The sequence below is a fragment of the Spirulina sp. CCY15215 genome, from assembly GCF_016888125.1.
Classification (GTDB): Bacteria; Cyanobacteriota; Cyanobacteriia; order Cyanobacteriales; family Spirulinaceae; genus CCY15215.
Window position 1 is genome coordinate 1 of sequence record NZ_JACSWA010000497.1, and the last position, 8749, is coordinate 8749.

Annotated in this window: 7 protein-coding genes; 5 read left to right on the forward strand and 2 right to left on the reverse strand. The window is 44.0% G+C overall.

The window, feature by feature from the left end; all coding sequences use genetic code 11:
* The first annotated feature begins 178 nt into the window (after positions 1-178).
* Positions 179-1804 carry a glutamine-hydrolyzing GMP synthase gene (guaA, locus tag JUI58_RS16705; protein ID WP_204104937.1) on the forward strand — a complete coding sequence of 542 codons (1626 nt, stop codon included), beginning with the start codon at positions 179-181 and terminating at the stop codon, positions 1802-1804.
* Positions 1805-1883: 79 nt separating this feature from the next.
* Positions 1884-2264, forward strand: a complete 381-nt coding sequence (locus JUI58_RS16710) for a hypothetical protein (protein WP_204104938.1) — start codon at positions 1884-1886, stop codon at positions 2262-2264.
* Between the two features lie 66 nt (positions 2265-2330).
* On the opposite strand, the gene JUI58_RS16715 is transcribed toward JUI58_RS16710, so the two are convergent.
* A complete protein-coding gene (locus tag JUI58_RS16715) occupies positions 2331-3104 on the reverse strand; it encodes a class I SAM-dependent methyltransferase (RefSeq protein WP_204104939.1) in 774 nt (257 codons plus the stop codon).
* 219 nt (positions 3105-3323) lie between these two features.
* Here JUI58_RS16715 and JUI58_RS16720 point away from each other — a divergent pair, with 219 nt between their 5' ends.
* The gene (locus JUI58_RS16720; RefSeq protein ID WP_204104940.1) at positions 3324-3494 is read left to right on the forward strand and encodes a hypothetical protein; all 171 of its coding nucleotides are present in this window, start codon (positions 3324-3326) and stop codon (positions 3492-3494) included.
* 167 nt (positions 3495-3661) lie between these two features.
* Complete coding sequence (locus JUI58_RS16725; protein WP_204104941.1) at positions 3662-5293, forward strand: alpha-glucosidase; 1632 nt, start codon at positions 3662-3664, stop codon at positions 5291-5293.
* Here JUI58_RS16725 and JUI58_RS16730 read toward each other — a convergent pair.
* Positions 5290-6963: an alpha-glucosidase gene (locus tag JUI58_RS16730; protein WP_204104942.1), complete on the reverse strand. Its 1674-nt coding sequence runs from the start codon at positions 6961-6963 to the stop codon at positions 5290-5292. The genes JUI58_RS16725 and JUI58_RS16730 overlap by 4 nt on opposite strands.
* Positions 6964-7128: 165 nt before the next feature.
* Here JUI58_RS16730 and JUI58_RS16735 point away from each other — a divergent pair, with 165 nt between their 5' ends.
* Positions 7129-8619: an AAA family ATPase gene (locus JUI58_RS16735; protein ID WP_204104943.1), complete on the forward strand. Its 1491-nt coding sequence runs from the start codon at positions 7129-7131 to the stop codon at positions 8617-8619.
* Positions 8620-8749: the final 130 nt, after the last annotated feature.

Consider the following 8749-nt stretch of genomic DNA (forward strand, 5'->3'; position numbering starts at 1 on the left):
CTAGAAATAGGAGGCTCGAAAGAGCAAAACCGCTATGCGTACAGGGTTGTTTAATTAGATACAGTAATTGTCCTGTTAAAAGTGCAATACAAAAGCATCCTAATTAAACAACTCCAAGGCGGTAGCGAAACTAATATAAAGCCGTCCTATAAGGACGGGGTTTCTACCCAATTTTTCGATGACCACTCAAATCAAAACCCCCACAACCCTAGAGATTTTACCAGAAAAGTCCTTAGAAGTAAGCATCAATCGCCAAATAATTGCGATTTTGGATTTTGGTTCGCAATATTCCGAACTTATCGCCCGACGCATTCGAGAAACGCAAGTATATTCAGAAGTTCTCTCTTATCGTACCACCGCCGAACATCTCGCAAAACTCAACCCGAAAGGGATTATCTTATCGGGAGGACCCAGTTCCGTTTATGATGATTTTGCCCCTCAATGCGATCCCGCTATTTGGGAATTGGGAATTCCCATTCTCGGGGTTTGTTATGGGATGCAATTAATGGTGAAGCAGTTGGGAGGAAATGTCGAACGGGCCAAAAATGCAGAATATGGGAAAGCCTCTCTCTGTATCGACGATCCCACGGATTTACTCACCAACGTTGAAGATAACTCTACCATGTGGATGAGTCACGGCGACTCCTGTACACAATTGCCCGAGGGATTCTCCATTTTGGCACATACTGATAATACACCCCGTGCCGCGATCGCCCACCACACAAAACACCTCTATGGCGTACAATTTCACCCCGAGGTCGTACATTCCAACTATGGACAGGCACTGATTCGCAATTTTGTCTATCACATTTGCGACTGCGAACCCACTTGGACCACAGAAGCCTTTGTCGAGGAATCCATTCGCGAAATTCGTGCCAAAGTCGGGGATAAACGAGTTCTACTTGCCCTTTCTGGGGGGGTAGACTCCTCCACCCTTGCCTTTTTGATGCACGAAGCCATCGGCGATCGCCTCACCTGTATGTTCATCGATCAAGGCTTTATGCGGAAGGGAGAACCGGAACGACTGATCGAACTTTTTGACAATCAATTTCATATTTCTGTAGAATATGTGAGCGCCCGAGAGCGTTTTCTGGCTCAACTCGTCGGCATCACGGATCCCGAAGAAAAGCGTCGTCGCATCGGTCACGAATTTATTCACGTTTTTGAAGAAGAATCCAAACGCCTTGGACCCTTTGATTATTTAGCGCAAGGGACTCTTTATCCCGACGTAATTGAATCTGCCGATACTAATGTCGATCCAAAAACAGGGGAACGAGTGGCGGTAAAAATCAAAAGCCATCATAATGTTGGCGGATTACCCAAAGACCTGCAATTCAAACTAATTGAACCCCTGCGAAAACTCTTCAAAGATGAAGTCCGCAAAGTCGGTACCGCGATCGGTTTACCCTCAGAAATCATTCGTCGCCATCCTTTCCCAGGTCCCGGTTTAGCCATTCGCATTATCGGCGAAGTTACCGCCGAACGCTTGAATATCTTGCGGGATGCGGATTTTGTGGTGCGAGATGAAATCCAAAAACAAGGCACATACAACGACTTCTGGCAGGCCTTTGCTGTTCTTTTACCCCTTCGCAGCGTCGGAGTTATGGGCGATCGCCGCACTTATGCCCATCCTATCGTTTTGCGTTTCGTCTCCAGTGAAGACGGCATGACGGCAGACTGGTCGCGGGTGCCTTACGACCTCCTCGAAACAATTTCCAACCGCATTGTTAATGAAGTTAAAGGAGTAAATCGCGTTGTTTACGATATTACCTCTAAACCCCCAGGAACAATAGAATGGGAGTGATTAGCCTGCATCTTCTTCCCGATCTTAAAAGGAAGGAGATGTAAAATATTTTTGTATATACTGTTTAGCTGCGAGTCCCATGAATCCATCCAACAAACCTGCTTTAATGCGGCCAAAATCTCGCCCCCAATCTGAGTCTAAAGCGTCTATTCCTCCTAAATCTCTAGATTCTACACCGAAGCCATCCAGTTCTGTTCCCGTCAAACCCTCTATTTCTGTTCCCAGTAAACCTAACACGGTTCCTAAACCGCGCAAGGCGACACCAATCTTAGAACACGATGGTTTAAAAGCAGGAGATGCGATCGCGCTTCCCTATAGCGGTCAAACTGTTACCATTACCCAGTTTTATAAAACCATCAGCGATACTTGGTACGCTGCCTTTGCAGGGGGTTGCGTTCGTCAAGAAGTGTTGATTATAGGGACGGTAGCCGTCGAAGCTGAAGAAATTTCGGAAGCATAAATTCTGAAAATAAGAAGGAGGAGAAATTAAATATTTCTCTCCCTTCTTTAGCTATAATTAAACATTTTAAGTCGGTTTTAATCCCCCAAATAAGGCGATTTCAAAGATTTTTAGAAAACAATCGACATCAATAAATCCGATTTCTGTCAACCACTGACATTGGGTTTCCATTGGTGCTAAAATGTTTGCATTTTTGTCATCTCTATGGTAGAATTTCTGAGCAATTTCTTCTTTTGTGTTTTGGCTGCCTTTGGCCTGATGAAAACGATAGAGAGAATCAATAAATAATTCGTTAAAACACTGTTCTTCCCATTGCGATCGCGAGGAAATATGCTCTAGATTGAGAAATAATCCCCCTGGTTTGAGGAGAGAAAATATATCTTGGTAAATAGCTCGTTTTTGGTCATCGCTTTGGTGGTGGATGGCAAACCCGGAAACGATGACATCAAAATGAGTAAGATTTAATGCACTCATCTCTGGGATGAGGCGATCGCGCCAATATTCCGCCCCAAAATCTTCTGCAACAAACCGAAAATTCTCTGAAATTCCCGCAAAATTTGCTTTCGCTGTTGTTAACATTGTTGCGGAAAAATCGAGAAAAATGCCTCGGGAATCGGGATAAGATTGGTATAGCGATCGCCCTAAAATACCATCTCCACAGCCTAAATCTAAAAAACTTTCAACTCGAGGTTGAGTCATCGCAACGATTCTTAAGATCATATCAATTTGTTCGGCAGCAAGGGGAATTGCCCCTCTTATCCCTTCGAGAAAGGTTTTCGCAAGTTCTGGATCTTGCCAAACAGTATATTTACATTTCGCAGAAGTAGATCGAGCCGTCATAATGAGCAGTAATGATTGTAATTACATTTTTTAATGAAAAAATAGAGCGATCGCCGCGCTAAAGTATTGATTTAATAACAAATATTCGGTAGATTGATTGGCTTTACGCGGTTTGTTGGCAGATCGACAAAATTTATCAGTATTTTCTGTATTTCCTTACTTAGAGATTAATGGCATGATCAAAACAAGAGTTTATCATAAATCTACCCATTTAAGAAAATGTTTCTCCGTGAAAATACCATTCAAATTGACTTAATAACCTGTACAACCCGTCCCTGTCAGCCTTCTTATCAGATTAAAGATCCTCTCGTTCCAGATCCGTTAATCTTATTGGCGATGTTGATGGTTTTCGGGCTAACTGCTTTATTCAGCCGCAAGAAAATCTGTTAGGGTGAGGCGATCGCGCCCTTGCATTGATGCAAGTTTTTTAAGGCAGAGTATTCTGCTAAAACTCAACTTTGCAGGGGTTTGAGATCGAGTTCCCCATTGATAATTGTTGATAATTGTTGATAATTGATTGATAATTGTGAATTGATAATTAATAATTTTCGATTGCAATGGAACATCAATCAAACTGGTGGCACGAAGCCATTTTTTACGAAATCTACTTACGCAGCTTTCAAGACTCAAATGGAGATGGCATCGGCGACTTGAGAGGTTTAATCGATCGCTTAGACTACCTGCAAGATTTGGGGGTTGATGCCCTTTGGGTCTGCCCTTTTTATGAATCCCCCCACGTAGACTTTGGCTACGATATTAGCAATCATACCGCCGTCGATCCCCGTTACGGGACCCTCGCCGATTTCCAAGAACTTGTGCGGGAAGCCGATCGCCGCAATCTGAAAATTATTGTTGATATCATCCTCAATCACACCTCCGACGAACATCCTCTCTTTATCGAGTCGCGGCGATCGCGCAATTCACCTAAACGAGATTGGTATATTTGGCAAGACCCCAAACCCGATGGCAGTCCCCCCAATAATTGGGAGGGTTTCGAGCCTTCCTGTTGGACCTATGATGAAGAAACCCAGCAATATTACTATCATTTTCACTATATCCAGCAACCAGACCTCAACTGGCGCAATCCTAAAGTGATTGAAGAAATGTTTGCGATCTGCGATTTTTGGTTAAATCAAGGGGTTGCGGGTTTGCGCTTGGATGCCATTAATTATTTAGTAGAAGACCCAGAATTGAGAGATAACCCCATTGTGGAAGAACTTCCAGAATATTTACGCAATATCTTTCAATTCAATCAATTACCCGTTCACACGATCAATCATCCCGATAATCATCCGCTTCTGCAACAGATGCGTCAGCATATCAAAACCAATCATCCCCAAGACCCCTTATTAATTGGAGAAATTTGGGTGCCAACTACTCAAGATATTCGCGAGTTTTATGGTCAAGAAGATAATGAATTGCAGTTACCCTTTAATTTTCTCCTCAGTACCGTCCCTAGCTTAAGTGCCGTCGCCTTCCGCGAGAAGATTCAAGACTTTGAGGAAAACTTGGCAGGATTACCCACAACGGTTGTTTTAAGCAATCACGATTTCCCGCGATCGACCACGCGCTATGGTACTCCCGATCGCAGCGATCGCATTGCCAAATTATTAGCCACTTTTTTGCTCACCCTCCGGGGCATTCCCTTTATCTACTATGGGGAAGAATTGGGCATGGTGGACACTCCCCCCGATCGCCTAGACGAAGTGCAGGATCCCCGAGGACGACTGCGCTGGCCGGAATACAAAGGCCGGGATGGATGTCGCACCCCCATGCAGTGGAATGAGCAAACGAATGCCGGATTTACCGAGGGAACACCTTGGTATAAAATTGCTCCTGATTATCTCCATCGCAATGTTGCAGTCCAAGGCCAAGACCCTGACTCGATCTTGAATTATTACAAGCAACTGATCCAACTGCGACGCGATCGCCCCTCCCTAAGACAAGGTACTCTCACTTTAATCGGCAAAGACGAACAAGTTTTAGCTTACACACGACAAACCGATGAGGAACAACTTTTAATTCTTTTAAATATGTCCCCACAAAGTAAAAGTTTCAGCCTCCCTGAATTTGCCGATCGCCTTGGGCAAATTTTGCTCTCTACCCATCCGGAGAAGGATTCCGCAATGGTAGGGGAAACCCTTCCTTTAATGCCCTTCGAGGGCGCGATCGCCCTCCTACAACACTAAAATTCCCGCTCAAAGATAGCAAACCCAAATGCCTCCATCTCAATAGTGCGATCGCCGTTGCCCAAATTGGTGACTTCAAAGCTAGTAACACCGGAACTCATAACGGGTTTTCCATAGCGACAAGAGACCAAATAGGCTTGAGTTTCTTCGGCAAAATTAAACACGCACAGCAAGCGTTGATCGCGAACTTTGCGAATAAAAGAAAGTACATCTCTGCCAACTTCGATGGGGTCAAAATCACCATATTTCATCGCCGGCTGTCGGTTGCGCCACCGCAGTAGTTTGCGAAAATAGTGAAGTAAGGAATCGGGATTTTCTTCTTGAACATCCACAGCTAAGGAATTAAAGTTTTCATCAACTCGAATCCAAGGGGTGACGGCATCAGTGAAACCCCAATTGGCTTTTTCAGTTTCCCAAGGTATGGGAGTACGACAGCCATCTCGCCCAGCAAAGTAAGAAGGAAAGTTACTTCCCAAGGGATCTTGCATTTCCTCTTGGGGGATCTCGCTTTCAGTCAGTCCTAATTCTTCTCCTTGATAGAAACAGATAATGCCTCGCAAACAGGCGAGTAAAGTAACCAGCCATTTTTCAAAAGCGGGAATTGTCTCTGGATTTTGGGGTTGCCAACGCGATCGCGCTCGGGGAAAATCATGGGTACTCATGGTCAAACAAATCATCTCTTCCTCATCATCTTCAAGATGCAAAGAGAGTTCTTCTTGTGCTGAAGCAACCAATTCGGGGGTTAATTTTTCATTGACAAGTAGGGAGCTATTATAGGCAGTGTGGAGCCGTTTATCACCGCGAATATATTCGACAGTTTGACGCATGGGATCTTCGGCAGCAGCAATTTCTCCCAAAGAGATTGTGCCAGGATATTTATTAAGAACCTTACGAATCCGTCGCAGGGATTTAATATTTTGCACCTGATTGATATTGTGGAGATTAATAAAATTTGCATAGGGATTGAGAGGAGAAACACCGTCTTGAATGGGCATCCCTTCAGTACGAGAAGGATTATCTAACTTACTAGGGTCGTGCATATAATAGTTGCAAACATCAAGGCGAAATCCATCAACACCTTTCTCTAACCAAAATTCTGCCACCTGCATGATTTCTCGCACCACATTCAGGTTATGCCAATTCAGATCCGGTTGACATTTGAGAAAATTATGTAAATAATATTGTTGGCGAGATTCGTTCCATTCCCATGCCGTACCGCCAAAAACCGACAGCCAATTATTCGGCGGACTGCCATCTGCTTTGGCATCGGACCAAACATACCAGTCTGCTTTGGGATTATCTCGGTCGGATTGACTTTCTATAAACCAAGAATAGGTATCGGAAGTATGACTCCAGACTTGATCGATAATCACTTTCAAGTTCAAAGCATGAGCTTTTTCAATCATCTCTTCAAAATCCTCAATCTCACCAAATAAGGGATCGACGGCATAGTAATCTGAGATATCGTAGCCAAAATCCTTCATGGGGGATTTAAAGAAGGGGGTAATCCAAATTGCGTCAATGGGAAGAGAGGCCAAATAATCTAACTTTTTGGTAATTCCTTGTATATCTCCGACTCCATCGCCGTTACTATCGTAAAAACTGCGGATATAAATTTCATAAATTACGCATCCATACCACCAAGCGCGATCGGTTTTTTGGTTTGACATTGTTTAAAGACTAATGATCGATTATCAACTTTTCAATTATCAGTGATCGGTTCATAATTCGCAAAATTGCGATCGCCCTATTTGAGAATTAGTTGAGAGGGGTCGTTGCTGGCCAATCAACCGGATTTGATATAATGGCTCAATTCCGTCGATCGCGTCTAAACTATGAGTTTTCGAGACGAATTTGAATTACTATTGCGAGCCTGCTATCCTCTTATTTATATTCCTACCCCGGAAGAAGAACGAGTGGAAAGGGCGATCGCGGCATCGGCAAAGCGATCGGGAAATCGCGCCGTTTATATTTGGGATTTTGTCGAAGGCTATCAAGATAATCCTAACAATGCCGGATTGGGTCGCCGCAATCCCCTACAGGCGTTAGAATTCATCGAACAACTCCCCGATGCTTCTCCTGTTATCTTCATCCTACGGGATTTTCAGCGCTTTTTAGAGGATGTTTCTATCTCCAGGAAGTTACGCAATTTAGCGCGAAAATTGAAGTCCCAACCGAAAAATATTGTCATTATTTCTCCAGATATTACTATTCCTCCTGAATTAACGGAAGTCTTTATTATTCTTGATTTTCCTTTGCCTACCGGGGAAGAAATTAAGACTGAAATTCAACGTTTATTAGGCTCTACTGGGCAAACTTTAAGTGAAAATCTTTTAGACGAACTGACGCGATCGGCACGGGGACTCTCTTTAGAGCGAATTCGGCGGGTGTTGGCAAGGGCGATCGCGGCTCGGGGAAAAATAGAGTTGGAAGATGTAGAATTAGTCCTCGAAGAAAAACGCCAATCTATTCGCCAAACTCAAATCCTTGATTTTTACCCAGCGAGGGAACAAATTTCTGATATTGGGGGATTGGATAACTTAAAGGAGTGGCTGTTGCGGCGGGGTGGTGCTTTTAGTGATAAAGCGCGGGAGTATGGATTACCTCACCCTCGGGGGTTATTATTGGTTGGCATTCAAGGCACCGGTAAATCTCTCACGGCTAAGGCGATCGCACACCATTGGCACCTTCCCCTCCTACGTTTGGATGTGGGGCGCTTATTTGGCGGTTTGGTGGGAGAATCTGAGTCTCGCACTAGGCAAATGATAACTCTTGCTGAAGCCCTATCCCCTTGCATTCTCTGGATAGATGAAATCGATAAGGGTTTTGCAGGATTTGACGGTAAAGGCGATTCTGGTACTACCAGCCGCGTCTTTGGTACTTTTATTAATTGGCTGGCAGAAAAGCGATCGCCAGTATTTGTTGTAGCAACGGCGAATAATATTCAAACTTTACCACCAGAAATGTTGAGAAAAGGGCGATTTGATGAAATATTTTTTGTAGGTTTACCTTCTCAAGAAGAACGCAAAGCAATTTTAGCAGTACATTTATTGCGCCTGCGCCCTCATAATTTACAACACTACGATTTGGAACGATTGGCTTACGAAATACCGGATTTTTCAGGGGCAGAAATTGAACAAACCCTGATTGAAGCAATGCACATTGGCTTCAGTCAAAATCGCGATTTTAGCACCGATGATATTATCGAAGCAGCCAGTCAAATTATTCCCCTTGCCCGCACAGCACAGGAACAAATTCAATTTTTACAAGATTGGGCGGCAGCAGGAAAAGCACGGCTTGCTTCTCGTACTAAGCCGATTGGTTGATTTATAGGAATTTTAAAAAACAGTTAAAGATTGACCATCAAAAAAGCGGCGTGGGGACTCCCGTTAGACCCGACAGGGTTAGCGGTTCTCGGAAACGCCGCCAACAGAGGAAATTGAGCGAAGCGAATCA

Excerpts from the sequence above, each read along its gene's own strand:
- JUI58_RS16735 (WP_204104943.1), top strand. The coding sequence starts at position 7,129 with ATGAGTTTTCGAGACGAATTTGAATTACTATTGCGAGCCTGCTATCCT.
- JUI58_RS16725 (WP_204104941.1), top strand. The coding sequence starts at position 3,662 with ATGGAACATCAATCAAACTGGTGGCACGAAGCCATTTTTTACGAAATC.
- JUI58_RS16720 (WP_204104940.1), top strand. The coding sequence starts at position 3,324 with ATGTTTCTCCGTGAAAATACCATTCAAATTGACTTAATAACCTGTACA.
- JUI58_RS16715 (WP_204104939.1), bottom strand. The coding sequence starts at position 3,104 with ATGACGGCTCGATCTACTTCTGCGAAATGTAAATATACTGTTTGGCAA.
- guaA (WP_204104937.1), top strand. The coding sequence starts at position 179 with ATGACCACTCAAATCAAAACCCCCACAACCCTAGAGATTTTACCAGAA.
- JUI58_RS16730 (WP_204104942.1), bottom strand. The coding sequence starts at position 6,963 with ATGTCAAACCAAAAAACCGATCGCGCTTGGTGGTATGGATGCGTAATT.
- JUI58_RS16710 (WP_204104938.1), top strand. The coding sequence starts at position 1,884 with ATGAATCCATCCAACAAACCTGCTTTAATGCGGCCAAAATCTCGCCCC.